General features: G+C 61.6%; 12 protein-coding genes and 1 pseudogene. 7 read left to right on the top strand and 6 right to left on the bottom strand.

Annotation, left to right across the window (positions count from 1 at the left end; genetic code table 11):
* Positions 1-54 precede the first annotated feature (54 nt).
* Complete coding sequence (locus AC3WKX_RS05350; protein WP_003217538.1) at positions 55-762, top strand: PqiC family protein; 708 nt, start codon at positions 55-57, stop codon at positions 760-762.
* Positions 763-949: 187 nt separating this feature from the next.
* Here AC3WKX_RS05350 and AC3WKX_RS05345 read toward each other — a convergent pair whose 3' ends face one another.
* Entirely contained in the window at positions 950-2,482 is a 1,533-nt protein-coding gene (locus AC3WKX_RS05345; protein WP_008439111.1) for an AhpA/YtjB family protein, read from the bottom strand.
* A gap of 134 nt (positions 2,483-2,616) precedes the next feature.
* On the opposite strand from AC3WKX_RS05345, the gene serB reads away from it, so the two are divergent.
* A complete protein-coding gene (gene serB, locus AC3WKX_RS05340; protein ID WP_003217536.1) occupies positions 2,617-3,831 on the top strand; it encodes a phosphoserine phosphatase SerB in 1,215 nt (404 codons plus the stop codon).
* Positions 3,832-3,975: 144 nt separating this feature from the next.
* Here the strand turns inward: serB and asd are convergent, their stop codons facing one another.
* From asd to AC3WKX_RS05325, 3 genes are read right to left on the bottom strand one after another with little or no spacing between them, the layout of a single operon-like run.
* Positions 3,976-4,836 carry an archaetidylserine decarboxylase gene (asd, locus tag AC3WKX_RS05335; RefSeq protein WP_102604275.1) on the bottom strand — a complete coding sequence of 287 codons (861 nt, stop codon included), beginning with the start codon at positions 4,834-4,836 and terminating at the stop codon, positions 3,976-3,978.
* A gap of 16 nt (positions 4,837-4,852) precedes the next feature.
* Positions 4,853-5,668 carry a rhodanese-like domain-containing protein gene (locus tag AC3WKX_RS05330; protein WP_102367974.1) on the bottom strand — a complete coding sequence of 272 codons (816 nt, stop codon included), beginning with the start codon at positions 5,666-5,668 and terminating at the stop codon, positions 4,853-4,855.
* Between the two features lie 58 nt (positions 5,669-5,726).
* Positions 5,727-7,262, bottom strand: coding sequence for an HDOD domain-containing protein (locus AC3WKX_RS05325; protein WP_102604274.1), 1,536 nt, complete (start codon positions 7,260-7,262; stop codon positions 5,727-5,729).
* Positions 7,263-7,428: 166 nt separating this feature from the next.
* Between AC3WKX_RS05325 and motA the strand changes: the two genes are divergently transcribed.
* The 3 genes and pseudogenes from motA to AC3WKX_RS05310 form a co-directional block, all read left to right on the top strand.
* A complete protein-coding gene (motA, locus tag AC3WKX_RS05320; RefSeq protein ID WP_003217532.1) occupies positions 7,429-8,280 on the top strand; it encodes a flagellar motor stator protein MotA in 852 nt (283 codons plus the stop codon).
* Between the two features lie 3 nt (positions 8,281-8,283).
* Positions 8,284-9,306, top strand: a complete 1,023-nt coding sequence (motB, locus tag AC3WKX_RS05315) for a flagellar motor protein MotB (RefSeq protein ID WP_003217531.1) — start codon at positions 8,284-8,286, stop codon at positions 9,304-9,306.
* Between the two features lie 20 nt (positions 9,307-9,326).
* Positions 9,327-9,458 (top strand): annotated as a pseudogene (locus AC3WKX_RS05310) (outer membrane lipoprotein carrier protein LolA); the annotation flags it as partial.
* 2 nt (positions 9,459-9,460) lie between these two features.
* Here the strand turns inward: AC3WKX_RS05310 and rsgA are convergent.
* Positions 9,461-10,492, bottom strand: a complete 1,032-nt coding sequence (gene rsgA / locus AC3WKX_RS05305; RefSeq protein WP_003217530.1) for a small ribosomal subunit biogenesis GTPase RsgA — start codon at positions 10,490-10,492, stop codon at positions 9,461-9,463.
* A 106-nt stretch (positions 10,493-10,598) separates the two neighbouring features.
* Between rsgA and orn the strand changes: the two genes are divergently transcribed.
* Together orn and AC3WKX_RS05295 are read left to right on the top strand one after the other, a co-directional pair.
* On the top strand, positions 10,599-11,141 hold the full coding sequence (orn, locus tag AC3WKX_RS05300) for an oligoribonuclease (RefSeq protein WP_102604273.1): 543 nt from the start codon (positions 10,599-10,601) through the stop codon (positions 11,139-11,141).
* Positions 11,142-11,349: 208 nt separating this feature from the next.
* Complete coding sequence (locus AC3WKX_RS05295; RefSeq protein WP_003217528.1) at positions 11,350-11,964, top strand: trimeric intracellular cation channel family protein; 615 nt, start codon at positions 11,350-11,352, stop codon at positions 11,962-11,964.
* Here AC3WKX_RS05295 and queG read toward each other — a convergent pair.
* A complete protein-coding gene (gene queG, locus AC3WKX_RS05290) occupies positions 11,943-13,025 on the bottom strand; it encodes a tRNA epoxyqueuosine(34) reductase QueG (RefSeq protein WP_003217527.1) in 1,083 nt (360 codons plus the stop codon). The two genes, AC3WKX_RS05295 and queG, sit on opposite strands and share 22 nt — an antisense overlap.
* Between the last annotated feature and the right edge of the window lie 59 nt (positions 13,026-13,084).

The raw sequence follows: 13,084 nt of genomic DNA, 5'->3' as shown, positions 1-13,084 counted from the left end.
TATTTTTGAGTATTACATTGTGGTTCGCCTTGTGGCAGCCACCTGGATGGGATGATGACTGCTCCGCGCCTTCCTTTATTTTTGTTGCTCGCTGGCCTTTTGGGCCTGGCGGGTTGCAGCACACACCAACCGGTGTCGCTGTATCAGCTGGACAGTGGAAGTCCGGCTCAGCCTGCACAAAGTGCCGGCATGGCTGTATTGCTTGGCCCTGTTGTAGTGGCCGACTATCTGCAACGTGAAACCCTGCTGCAACGTCAGAACGACGGCAGCCTGCAAGGTTCCACCGATGGCCGCTGGGCCGGTAGCCTTTCGTCCGACATCAATCAGTTGATGTTGCGCCAGGTGGCTGGCCACCTGGACAGCCAGCGTGTGGTATTGGCGCCGGCGCCGTTGGGTTTTGCCCCGGACGTACAGGTGCTGCTGACCATTACGCGACTGGACTCGGGCGTTTCGCAGCCCGCTATCCTCGACGCGCAATGGCGCCTGATCGACCGTCGTGGCCAGGTGCGGGATAACCGCATCGTGCACTTGCAGGAAGAGCACAGCGGCAGCACCGCGTCCCAGGTCCAGGCCCAGGGTGTGTTGCTGCAACGTTTGGCTGACCAGCTGTCGGTGGCCCTCAAGCCATTGGCCAATCAGCCAGCGGTGGCAGAAGCGCCACGCAAACAGGCCCCGGCGCAGCCCAAGGCTGCGGCACCGGAGAAGCCGAAGATGCCGATGGCCGTGCCGATTCGCACCGATATGGAAGTGTTCAGGTTCTGACCTGAATACAGACCAACAAAAAGGCCCGCTGATGAGCGGGCCTTTTGTTTGTGCGGGATTTGAGCGGTACGCAGATCTAATGTGGGAGCGGGCTTGCTCGCGAAGGCGGCGGATCAGTCGATACATAGGCTGACTGACAGGCCGCTTTCGCGAGCAAGCCCGCTCCCACATTGATTTGCGTTGTTCTTTAGTTCTTCGCCCGCGTCTCATGCATCCGCGCCAGCTGGCGCTCAAGCATCGACGGGTAAGGCTCCATCAACCGCTCCACACAGCACGCACCTTCAGGGCTGGCAATCGGGCGGATCCGCGCACGCTGGCGAATCAGCACGTCGTCACTGATCTTGCGTTCCACCAGCAGCAGGTTGCGGCTGTGTTGCGACAAGGCCAGCGCATCCTGGGCAATCTCGGTCAGGAGCAGATCGATCTGGCTCATGCCATACAGATCGTCGCCCACCGTCAGGCCCAATTGCAGTTGCAGGGTGATGCCGCTGTCGGCCACTTCGATTTGCAGCGCATGGCCCAGGGCCCGCAGCAGTTCACCGCAGCAGATGGCGTTGGTCAGGTAGTCTTCGCCGCTGTCTTCGCTGTGGAACAGCATCAAGGTGCTGCCGTCGTTCAGGGTGTGCAGTTCGCTCTGATACAGCGAGGCCGCCTGGTCGAGGCAGTCACGATAACGTTCCAGCAGCTCGGTCAGGCGTGCCCGCGGCAAGCGACGCAGTTGATCCTGTGCGCCCAGTTGCACGGCCAATACGGCGCTGTGCTGGGGCTGGGTGCTGCGCACCGGAGCAGGCTGCACAGCAGGAGCGGTTGGCACTGAAGTATCGCGAAGATCGGCGAACGGGTCTTCTTCGTCCAGTTCGTCTTCTTCTGCCTTGATCACATGACGGGTCGCCGGCTTTTGGGCCGCTACCGGCGCAGACTCGTCGAAGCTCGGGTCCCGCAGGTTGCGCACTTCAAACTCGGGCTCGTCGTCTTCGTAGTCGGTGTCGTCGAACTCGGGCTCGGGTTCAACCTCGGGCACTACGGGCTCCGGCGCGAAGCTGGTGTGCAGTTGGCGGGCGAGGTCGCCGATTTCGTCCTGGCGGTCGGTGGCCGGGGTGTGTTCATCGATATCCCGCAGCCAGATGCGCAGTTGCATCAGTGGCGTGGAGATATGCCGGCCCAGGCGCAGGCTCAAGGCCAGGGACAGTGCCAGCAGGATCGCACTCAGGATGCCCATGCTCTGCAGGCTGATGGTCATCGGCTGCTGGAACTGTTGCATGTCCAGGCTGATGCGCAGTTGGCCGGCCTTCACGTCCTGAAACGTGATATTGCTCTGGTACAGGCCTTCGGCTTCACCCAGCAGGCCGTTTTTCGGGCGTTGCCCGGCTTCGGCCATGATCCGGTTGTCCACGCTATAGATAGCGGCGTGGGCCACCAGCGGGTTCTTGGTCAGGTTGTTGAGCAGCACGTTGAGGCTGAGGATGTCGTTGGACACCAACAACTCAGTCGCCGAGGTGGCGGTCTGGGTGGTCAGGCTCTCGCCCAAAGCGTCGGCTTGCTCGTGCATGGCCTGCTTGAACTGCAAACCCATCACGCAGGCGTAGATGACCAGGGCCAGGGCGACCAGGATCACGTTATGGCTGGCGATGCGTAATGCGATCGGTACACGGCGGTGGCGCAGTGCCCGGAAGATCAGCAGGAAGAAGTTATCGGTTTTTACTGGCGTGGGCCGGTTCACTTAAGCTCGGCTCTTTAGTCCGTGAAGTTGACGCGCAGTATAGCGACAGGCCCAAGACCGGCAAAGCGCTGGCTGTGCCCGATGGTCACTGAAAGTGGGTAGAATGCGGTTTTTTTCCAGCTCGGGGGTGCGCTTTGCGCGAAATTGTCCTGATTAACATCACAGGTGAGGACCGTCCGGGTCTCACCGCAGCCATTACCGGTGTTCTGGCCCAGGGTGGTGTGAACATTCTCGACATCGGCCAGGCAGTGATTCACGACACGCTGTCGTTCGGCATCCTGGTGGAAATTCCCAGCACCGAGCAAGCCTCGTCCGTGCTCAAGGACATCCTGTTTACGGCGTATAAGCTGGATCAGCAGGTGCGTTTCACCCCGGTGTCCGAAGAGGATTACCAGAGCTGGGTGGCCGGCCAGGGCAAAAAACGCCACATCGTGACCCTGTTGACCCGCAAGGTGACGGCCGAGCAATTGCAGCGTGTCAGTTCGATCACGGCTCAGTACGGTTTGAATATCGACCACATTGACCGTCTGTCGGGTCGTATGCCGTTGGACACGCCGGCGGACAAGGGCAAGGGCTGCATCGAGTTCTCCGTACGCGGTGAGCCGGCAGATCCCCAGGCCCTGCGTGCCGAATTCCTGAGCGTTGCCCAGGAGCTGAACGTCGATATCGCCTTCCAGGAAGACTCGCTGTTCCGCCGCAATCGCCGCCTGGCGGTGTTCGACATGGATTCGACGCTGATCGAAGCCGAAGTTATCGACGAATTGGCCAAGGCTGCCGGTGTAGGCGAGCAGGTTTCGGAAATTACCGAGCGTGCCATGGCTGGTGAGCTGGATTTCCGAGCCAGCTTCAAGGAGCGCCTGGCGCTGCTCAAAGGCCTCGACGTCAGCGTGCTGGACTCCATCGGCGCCTCGCTGCGCCTGACCGAAGGCGCCGAAACCCTGTTCGCCGAACTCAAGCGCCTGGGCTACAAGACCGCGATCCTGTCGGGCGGTTTCACTTACTTCGCCAAGCAATTGCAGGCCAAGCTGGGTATCGACTATGTGTTCGCCAACGAGCTGGAAGTGGTAGACGGCAAGGTGACGGGTGTGGCCGTGGAGCCGATTGTCGACGCACAGCGTAAGGCTGACCTGTTGCGGGAATTGGCACACAAGGAAGGGTTGCGTCTGGAGCAGACCATTGCGGTCGGCGACGGGGCAAATGACTTGCCGATGCTGGCGATTGCCGGGTTGGGTGTGGCGTTCCGGGCCAAGCCGCTGGTCAAGCAATCGGCCAAGCAGGCGATTTCGACTTTAGGGCTGGATGGCGTGTTGTACCTGTTGGGCTTTCGCGACCGCGACGGCCAACTGTAAACGACACAAAGCTTAAGGTCTGAACCGGATCAATGTGGGAGTCGGGCTTGCCCGCGATGCAGGCGCCTCGTTCTTTCAGAGGGACCGCGCCGATGCTATCGCAGGCAAGCCAGCTCCCACATTTTGATCTTCAATCGCCTTGAGTCAGGCTTTCGGCAAACCCATGCCCTGGCCCATCTGCACCGGCGAACCCGCCAACAGTGCTTCCGACCATTGAACCTGGTCCGGCCCAAACAGCACGATTGCCGTCGAACCCAGCTTGAAGCGTCCCAGTTCCGCACCTTTTTCCAGGTGGATCGGCCCACGGGCAGCTTCGTCGTAGCGGAAGGTTTTCAGCTCGCGTTTTGGCGGCGTTACCAAGCCTGCCCAAACCGTTTCAATCGACGCCACGATCATCGCGCCAACCAGAACCACGGCCATCGGGCCGCGTTCGGTGTCGAAGATGCAGGCAACACGCTCGTTACGCGCAAACAGTTCCGGCACATTTTCGGCGGTGGTCTGGTTTACCGAGAAGATTCGGCCAGGGATATAAACCATTTCCCGCAGGGTGCCGGCCAATGGCATATGCACCCGGTGGTAGTCCTTCGGCGACAGGTAAACAGTGACGAAATCGCCGCCCATGAACGGCGCAGCCACCGCCGCATCGCCGCCCAGCAATTCCAGCACGCTGAAGCTGTGGCCCTTGGCCTGGAACACCCGGCCATGTTCAATCGGGCCCAACTGGCTGACAGCGCCATCGGCCGGGCTCAACACCGCGCCTGGGGTCTGATCCAGCGGCCGTGCACCGTCTTTCAACGCGCGGGTGAAGAAGGCGTTGAAGTGCTCGTAAGCGGTCACGTCTTCAACCAGGGCCTGGGACATGTCCACTTGATAACGCTTGGCAAACCAGCTGGTGAACGCATTCTTGAACCAGCGCACGCGGCATTCGGCAATGCAACCGGCCAGACGCGACAGCAGGTGGTGGGGCAGCAAGTACTGGCTGAGGATGAACAACTGCTTTTTCATTAACTGTCCTTAAACCTTAAATCTCAACGGGGGTGTCGGGGTGGTTGCCCCATTCGCCCCAGGAACCGGCATAACCTTTGACTCGCGGATAACCGAGCGCCTTGGCCACCAGGTAGGTGAAGCCAGAACGGTGGTGAGTCTGGCAGTGGGTGATGATTTCTTTGTCGCGGGTCAGCCCGAGGTCTTCGAGGATCTGCGGCATGTCGCGGCGGATGCGCAGTTGGCGCGCCTTGTCCATGCCGGCGGTCCATTCGAAGTTCACCGCGCCCGGGATGTGTCCACCCTTGGCCGCGAGGACTTTCTCGCCGGAGTATTCCAGCGGGCCGCGAGCGTCCCAGATGCCCAGGTCGGCAGCGCCGAGGCGGCTTTGCAGGTACTCGCGGGTGGCGGTGGGTTCTTCATGCAACGTAAGGCTGACCGGGCCGCCGGCGCTGGCCGGTACCTCGGTGGACACTGGGTGTTTTTCTTCCAGCCACGCCAGCAGGCCGCCGTCGAGGTAGTGGTATTTCTTGTGGCCGATGACGTCGAGCATCCAGATGAATCGCCCGGCCCAGCCACCGCCTTCGTCGTCGTACACCACGTAAGTGGCATCCGGAGTGTGGCCCAGTTCGCCGAACAGCTTTTCCAGATCAGCCTTGCCCGGCAGCAGGCCCGGCGCTGGTGGCTGGCCCAGTTGGGTGCGCTTGGGGTCGACAAAGCGTGCGCCGGGGATATGCCCTTCGGCGTAACGCGCAGCGCTGGTGAGGTCCACCAGGATCAGGTGTTCGGCATCGAGGCGACCGAGCAGGTCACTGGCCTCGATGACCAGCGGCAAGCCAGAGAAGTCAGGCATGTGAGGTCTCCTGGGCATAAAAATTGGGCGCTAAGGGAGGGCGATTGTAGCGCAAGCGTCAGGCACTGCGGTTGGTAAAGCTGTGCAGGGCCTTTTCGATGCATTGGGCGGTTTTACCGAAGGCCTGCACGGTGGTTTCCGAGAACGGCCCGCCGCCCTGGTCGGCCACCATCAGCATCACCACCCGGCCATTGCAACTCAGGGAGCGCAGCAGCAGGTGTTCGCCCTTGAACAGGCGGCGCAGTTCCGGCGGCAGCAGTGCCGAGAACTGGGCGTGGTTGTCGGGGTTGAGGCGCACCTGGGCGGACTTGGCCAGCAGGCGTTGCAGCAGGGTGCTTTGCGCCACGTCGAGGCTCATGTGGTCGGCGTCCTTCGGCAGGCCGTCGACTTGATGCACACGTAGCGTGCTCAAGGTTTTGTCCGCCATCAGCAGCATCACCCGTTGCATGCCGCAGGCCACGAGGGCTTCCTTGGCGCAGGTGGTCAGGTGCATGGCATTGGCAAAGCGGCTCGGCTCTACGAGCAATTCGGTGCAGCGCTTGCGCCAGATCGCCAGGGACTCGGCGGTGGGCGGGGGGGCCGGCAGCAAACCGTGGTGAACGCGCTGCACATCCCATGGCCAGATCAACGACAGCGCCGGGTGCCACAGGTCGCGCATCAGGGTGCTGCGGGCGCTGATCGCCGCGTGTTGGTGGGACTGTTGCTGCACTTCGGCCAACGGTTGTTGAAGGTAAAGCGCAGTGAGGTATTGCCAGCGCTGGGTGTGCGGGCAGGTCCAGGACTCCTGCGCCGCCAGCGCCAGGCCGTTGGCCAACAGCACAGTGTTGGCCGGCTGGTTCAGCCAGCGGCGCAGGTTCGGGTCGGCATCCAGCAACTGCTGTTGGCGCAACGGCTCGTCTTCACGGGCAATGCTCAGCGCCTTGACCAGCAAGCGTTGTTCCGTCAGCAGCAACGTATAACCCTGGGACACCCAGATCGGCAGGCGCCAGGTGTCGGTCAACCCCAGGCACAGGTCCAGCAGGCGTACGCCGAACAGCTCCTGTTCGACCGTGCGGGCCGATTCGCCCTTGTGAATCACCCGCAGCTCCCATTCTTCCAGCAGCTTGGGATAGGCAATCGCCATCGGCCACAGCGGCGAAAGGAATAGCAGGCTGCCCCAGTGAATGTCTTGCCACAACCGCGCCAGGCGGCTGGCGAACAGGCCGCTGGCTTGTTGCGACGCGTGCTGGCTGATCATCTGCAGCTGGCGCAGGGCCACGGGAATTTCATTTAGCGGCACGGAAGGCAGGCGCCGCAGCAACTCCTCGGTGCGCTTGAGGCCGAGGCGATTGATCGCCACTTCGAGGTTTTCTGCCGGCTCCGCGAGGCTGCCGTGGGCCTGGTTGTTGGCCTCGCGCATCACGCTCAGCACCAGCGCCGGGCTGTTCTGCATCAGCTCTGCAATATCCCGCAACGAACTGCGGTTGTCGCCGATGGCCTTGCAAACCCGGTCGTGGCTCGCCTGTGGAACAGGCAACAGCACATCGTCCAGGCGCTTTATCCAAGCGGCGAGGGTGGCGGGTTTTTGAGTTGGGACTGTCGTTTCATTTGCCATGATTGGGGCGCGATCATCACTTGCGGTCAACACGCCCGGGACGGGCCGAACTGGTTTTTCGCCATAACGGGCTATAGTCTGGCGCAGATTTGCCGATAAGTAGAACAAGAGTTTTCAACTCTTGCGAATATGACCCTGAACCCGACGGCGCAAGTACTCATCCCCTATGGCTAAAATTATCGGCATCATCGTCGTCATCGCGAGCGTGCTCGGCGGATACGTCCTTTCCCACGGCAAGATTGCGGCGCTGATCCAGCCTTTCGAAGTGCTGATTATCGGCGGTGCGGCGTTCGGCGCATTCCTGCAGGCCAACCCCGGCTACATGACGATGCACGTGATCAAGAAGTCGCTGGGCATGTTCAGCTCGCGCTTCTCCCACACCTTCTACCTGGAAGTGCTGGGGCTGATCTACGAGATCCTCAACAAGAGCCGCCGCGAAGGCATGATGGCCATCGAAGGCGACATCGAGGACGCCGCGGCGAGCCCGATTTTTGCCAAGTACCCGGCCGTGCTCAAAGACGAGCGCATGACCGCCTACATCTGTGATTACCTGCGCATCATGTCGTCCGGCAACATGGCGCCCCATGAGCTGGAAGGCCTGTTCGACATGGAACTGTTCAGCCTCAAGGAAGAGCTGGAGCACCCATCCCACGCCGTGACCGGCATCGCCGACGGCATGCCCGGTTTCGGTATTGTTGCCGCGGTGCTCGGGATCGTGGTGACCATGGCCTCCCTCGGTGAAGGCGACCAGAAAGCCATCGGCATGCACGTAGGTGCGGCACTGGTAGGTACCTTCTTCGGTATTCTCGCGGCCTACGGTTTCTTCGGCCCGCTGGCCACGTCCCTGGCCCACGATGCCAAGGAAGAAGTGAATCTTTACGAAGCCATCAAGGCCTGCCTGGTGGCTTCGGCTTCCGGCATGCCGCCATCGCTGGCAGTGGAGTTCGGGCGCAAGGTTCTGTATCCGAAGCACCGTCCAAGCTTCGCTGAGCTGGAACAAGCGGTTCGCGGTCGCTAAGCCATGGAAAACAACCAGCCGATCATCATCAAGCGCGTCAAGCGCTTCGCTGCGGGGCACCATGGCGGCGCCTGGAAAATCGCCTTCGCCGACTTTGCGACGGCGATGATGGCGTTCTTCCTGGTGCTGTGGCTGATGTCCACCGCTACGCCGGAACAGAAGATCGCCATCGCCGGGTACTTCAAGGACCCCATCGGTTTCTCCGAGAGCGGCACGCCTTTTGTGATCGACCTCGGTGGTTCGCCGCAACTGGCGCCAGAGCGCACCATCAACCCGGAAATCAAGACCGACTCGCCCCAGGAAAAGATCCCGATCGAGCGCGACACCGTCGAGAGCATGGCCGAACAGGTCGAGCAGGAACGCCTGGAATTGCTGCTGCAGGAACTGCAAACCAAGGTTGAGGAAAACCCGCAACTGCTGAAGTTCAAGGACCAGATTTCCTTCGAGATCACCCCGGATGGCTTGCGCATCCAGATCACGGACGCCGCCAACCGGCCGATGTTCGATTCCGGCAGTGCACGCTTGAAGCCGTACTTTGAAGACATCCTGCTGGCCATGGCCGACACCATCAAGGCGGTGCCGAACAAGATCAGCATCAGCGGCCACACCGACGCCAAGCCGTATGCAGGCCAGGGCGACTTCGGCAACTGGGAGCTCTCGGCCAACCGGGCCAATGCCGCGCGCCGTGCACTGGTGGCCGGCAGCTATCCGGACCCGCAAGTGGCACGGGTGGTGGGGTTTGCTTCCTCGCAGCTGTTTGATCCCAAGGATCCGTTCAATCCGATCAACCGACGCATCGATATCGTCGTGCTGACCAAAAAGGCCCAGCGTGCAATTGAAGGTGACCCGCCTGCGACGCCACCGGTACCGACCCAGGGTGAAGGCGCGCCGGGCGAAGTGCCGGCAGACCCGAACGCACTGCCGCCGGAGCAGGAGCCGCTGCCAGCCCATGAGCTGCGGCAGAAGCTGAACCTGTTTGACGATGGCGGTGTGAAGGATCCGACTCAGCCAGCCACTGGCTCGTAAGCAGGTACAAAAAGGCCGCGATGATCGCGGCCTTTTTGTATCTGCTACATCCTGTAGGAGCGAGCTTGCTCGCGATGGACGTTAACGATGACGCGTGCTCTCTGAATGCACGCGGCGCCCTCAAGCTTTTCGCGAGCAAGCTCGCTCCTACATGTTAATAGCTGGTCTCGGGCAAGCTGGCGATGATCGAGCGATAGCTGTTCATTCGCTGCTGCTGCACGCGGCCGTCTTCCAGTGCCTTGAGCAGGGCGCAACCCGGCTCGCGGTCATGTTTGCAGTCACGGAAGCGGCAGGTGCCGATCAAGTCGTTGAACTCGATAAAGCCCGCTTCAACATCGGCACGGCTCACATGGCCCAGGCCGAATTCACGGATGCCGGGGGAGTCGATCAACTCGCCGCCGCCCGGAAAGTGGAACAATCGCGCGGTGGTGGTGGTGTGGGTGCCCTGGCCGGACAGCTCCGACAGCGGGCCAACACGGGTTTCGACTTCCGGCAACAGGCTGTTGACCAGAGACGACTTGCCCACACCCGACTGGCCGACGAACACGCTGATGCGCCCGTCCAGTTCAGTCTGTAACTGTTCCATGCCATTGCCGTGATGCGCCGAGACTTCCAGCACCGGGTAGCCGAGGGTGCGGTACACCGCCAGCAACGCGTTGAGCGCCGGGGCGTTCTGTTCGTCGATCAGGTCGAATTTGTTCAGCAGCAACAGCGGGCGAATGCCGGCGTGTTCGGCGGCTACCAGGTAGCGGTCAATCAGGTTGGCATGGGGTTCGGGCAGTGGCGCGAAGACAATGACGATCATGTCGACGTTGGCCGCTACCGGCTTGAGCTGGCCACGGCTGTCGGGGCGACGCAGTTCGGTGGTGCGCGGCAACTGGGCGACGATCACGCCGATGCCCTGGTTGCCGGCACGCCATACCACCTTGTCGCCGGTCACCAGCGCTGGCAGGTTGGCGCGCAGGTGGCAACGGAACACCTGGCCGGCGTGATCGCCTTCGGTGGCCTCGACTTCGACCTGCACACCGAAGTGCGCGATCACCAGGCCCGTTTGCTCGGGGCCCAGGTCGCCGCCCTCAAGCGCTTCCACGGCGGAGGATTCACGTTTGGCGGCGCGGGCAGCGCGTTCGCCCTGAATCTTTTCGATGCGCCAGTTTTGGCGACGGTTGAGCTGGCGTTTGGCCATTGGTGTTCCGTGTCGATAATGCAAAGGTTAGGTGAAACGGTCGCGAGTCTAGCACGCCCTGCCTGCTAAACTGCGCAGCTACGCCAAGGTGCCAAGGAACCACGACATGCAAAACCCACAGAACCTGATTTGGATCGATCTGGAAATGACCGGTCTGAACCCTGACACCGACGTCATCATCGAGATGGCGACCATTGTCACCGACAGCAACCTCAACACCTTGGCCGAAGGTCCGGTGATCGCCATTCACCACAGCGACGCGGTGCTGGCCACCATGGACGAGTGGAACACCCGCACCCACGGCAACTCGGGCCTGACCCAGCGTGTGCGCGACAGCCGCGTGAGCATGGCCGAGGCTGAAGCCGAAACCATCGCCTTCCTGGAAAAGTGGGTACCCAAGGGCAAGTCGCCAATCTGCGGCAACAGCATTTGCCAGGACCGCCGCTTTCTCTATACCCACATGAAGGCGCTGGAAAGCTACTTCCACTACCGCAACCTGGACGTGTCGACCTTGAAGGAGCTGGCCGCGCGCTGGGCGCCGGAAGTCAAAGACAGCTTCCACAAGGGCAGCACCCACCTGGCGCTGGACGATATTCGCGAGTCGATTGCCGAGCTGCAGCATTACCGCAAGCATTTCATCAGGTTCTGACTTGAGTCGTGGTGAGGCGTTTTTGTGGCGAGGGAGCTTGCTCCCGCTGGGCTGCGAAGCGGCCCTGAAAAATGGGACTGCTGCGCAGTCCAGCGGGAGCAAGCTCTCTCGCCACATCAGCAAGAGCTTTAAACTCTTCAGCGCTCGCCCCCTTTTGGTGCCATCACCAAATGATTAGACTGCGCGCCTCTTTGCAAGGATCGCCACCATGCTGCTGATGCTCTACCTCATCGCCATCACCGCCGAAGCCATGACGGGCGCCTTGTCCGCCGGGCGGCGCGGGATGGACTGGTTCGGTGTGGTGCTGATCGCCTGCGTGACGGCGCTGGGCGGCGGTTCGGTGCGTGACGTGTTGCTCGGCCACTACCCGCTGACCTGGGTCAAACACCCGGAGTACCTGGTGCTGACCTCCGTCGCGGCCCTGGTGACCATCTTCATCGCTCCATTGATGCGCCACCTGCGGTCGCTGTTCCTCGCGTTGGACGCCGTGGGCCTGGTGGCCTTCACCCTGATCGGCAGCATGACCGCCCTGGAAATGGGCCACGGCATGCTGGTGGCGTCAGTCAGCGGTGTGATCACCGGGGTATTCGGCGGCATCCTGCGGGATATCTTCTGCAACGACATTCCGTTGATCTTCCGCCGCGAGCTGTACGCCAGCGTGTCGTTCCTGGCCGCCTGGTTCTACATGCTGTGCATCTACCTTGAGCTGCCAAGTGAGCAATCGATCCTGCTGACGCTGTTCAGCGGCTTTCTATTGCGCCTGCTGGCGATCCGTTTTCACTGGGAAATGCCCAAGTTCGTCTACAACGACGACGTGCACTGACGTTCGGCGTGCTGGTTCAGCGCCCATTCCACATGTTCGCGCACCAGTTCCGAGGGGTATTCCCGACGCGCCTTCAGCGCTTCCAGCACCGGAATGCTTGATGGCGCATTGCCCAGGCCCACCGCCAGGTTGCGCAGCCAGCGCTCATAGCCGGCGCGGCGCAGGGGAGAACCTTCGGTGCTGCTGAGGAATTTGTCCTCGTCCCACATAAACAACTCGGCGAGCTCTGCGTTATCCAGGTTGTGCCGTGGCTTGAAATCGCCTTCGTCGGTAGGCCGCGCGAAACGATTCCACGGGCAAACGATCTGACAGTCATCGCAGCCGAATACCCGATTGCCGATCAGTGGGCGCAGTTCTTCGGGGATCGCGCTTTTCAGCTCGATGGTCAGGTAGGAAATGCAGCGCCGGGCGTCCAGCACGTAGGGCCCGACGAAGGCGTTGGTAGGGCAGATATCCAGGCAGGCGGTGCAGCGGCCACAATGTTCGGTGGCGTGGGGTGGGTCGACCGGCAACGGCAGGTCGACAAACAGCTCGCTCAGGAAGAAGTAACTGCCCGCCTTGCGATTGAGTACCAGGGTGTTCTTGCCGATCCAGCCGAGCCCGGCCTGCTCGGCGATGGCTTTTTCCAGCACGGGGGCGCTGTCGACAAAGGCGCGGAAGCCGAACGGGCCGATTTGCGCCTGGATGCGGTCGGCCAGTTGCTGCACGCGCTTGCGGATCAGCTTGTGGTAGTCGCGGCCCAGGGCGTAGCGGGAGATGTAGGCTTTTTCGGGTTTGGCCAGCAGTTGGGCCATTTGGGTGTCGCCCGGCAAGTAGTCCATGCGCAGTGAGACCACGCGCAAGGTGCCGGGTACCAGCTCCTCCGGGTGTGAGCGCTTGCTGCCGTGGGCGCCCATGTAGTCCATTTCGCCGTGGTAGCCGGCGTCGAGCCAGCGTTGCAGGTGCTGTTCATGCTCGGCGAGGTCGAGGCCGCTGATGCCCACTTGTTGAAAGCCCAGCTCGCGGCCCCAGTCTTTGATCGATTGGGCGAGGGCGGGCAGGTCGTAGGTAATAGCAGGCATGAACAAGAGAAACCGCAGGTTAGATGCGTATAATTCTGCCAGACATCGGAGCTTGAAGA

Source organism: Pseudomonas sp. GP01-A4 (genome assembly GCF_058780865.1).
Note: the sequence above shows the minus strand (reverse complement) of the source record. Positions and strands in the feature narration are given on the sequence as shown.

Coding starts and splice junctions, on each gene's coding strand:
- AC3WKX_RS05350 (WP_003217538.1), top strand. CDS start 55: ATGACTGCTCCGCGCCTTCCTTTATTTTTGTTGCTCGCTGGCCTTTTG.
- asd (WP_102604275.1), bottom strand. CDS start 4,836: ATGAAAAAGCAGTTGTTCATCCTCAGCCAGTACTTGCTGCCCCACCAC.
- AC3WKX_RS05330 (WP_102367974.1), bottom strand. CDS start 5,668: ATGCCTGACTTCTCTGGCTTGCCGCTGGTCATCGAGGCCAGTGACCTG.
- AC3WKX_RS05325 (WP_102604274.1), bottom strand. CDS start 7,262: ATGGCAAATGAAACGACAGTCCCAACTCAAAAACCCGCCACCCTCGCC.
- motA (WP_003217532.1), top strand. CDS start 7,429: ATGGCTAAAATTATCGGCATCATCGTCGTCATCGCGAGCGTGCTCGGC.
- motB (WP_003217531.1), top strand. CDS start 8,284: ATGGAAAACAACCAGCCGATCATCATCAAGCGCGTCAAGCGCTTCGCT.
- rsgA (WP_003217530.1), bottom strand. CDS start 10,492: ATGGCCAAACGCCAGCTCAACCGTCGCCAAAACTGGCGCATCGAAAAG.
- orn (WP_102604273.1), top strand. CDS start 10,599: ATGCAAAACCCACAGAACCTGATTTGGATCGATCTGGAAATGACCGGT.
- AC3WKX_RS05295 (WP_003217528.1), top strand. CDS start 11,350: ATGCTGCTGATGCTCTACCTCATCGCCATCACCGCCGAAGCCATGACG.
- queG (WP_003217527.1), bottom strand. CDS start 13,025: ATGCCTGCTATTACCTACGACCTGCCCGCCCTCGCCCAATCGATCAAA.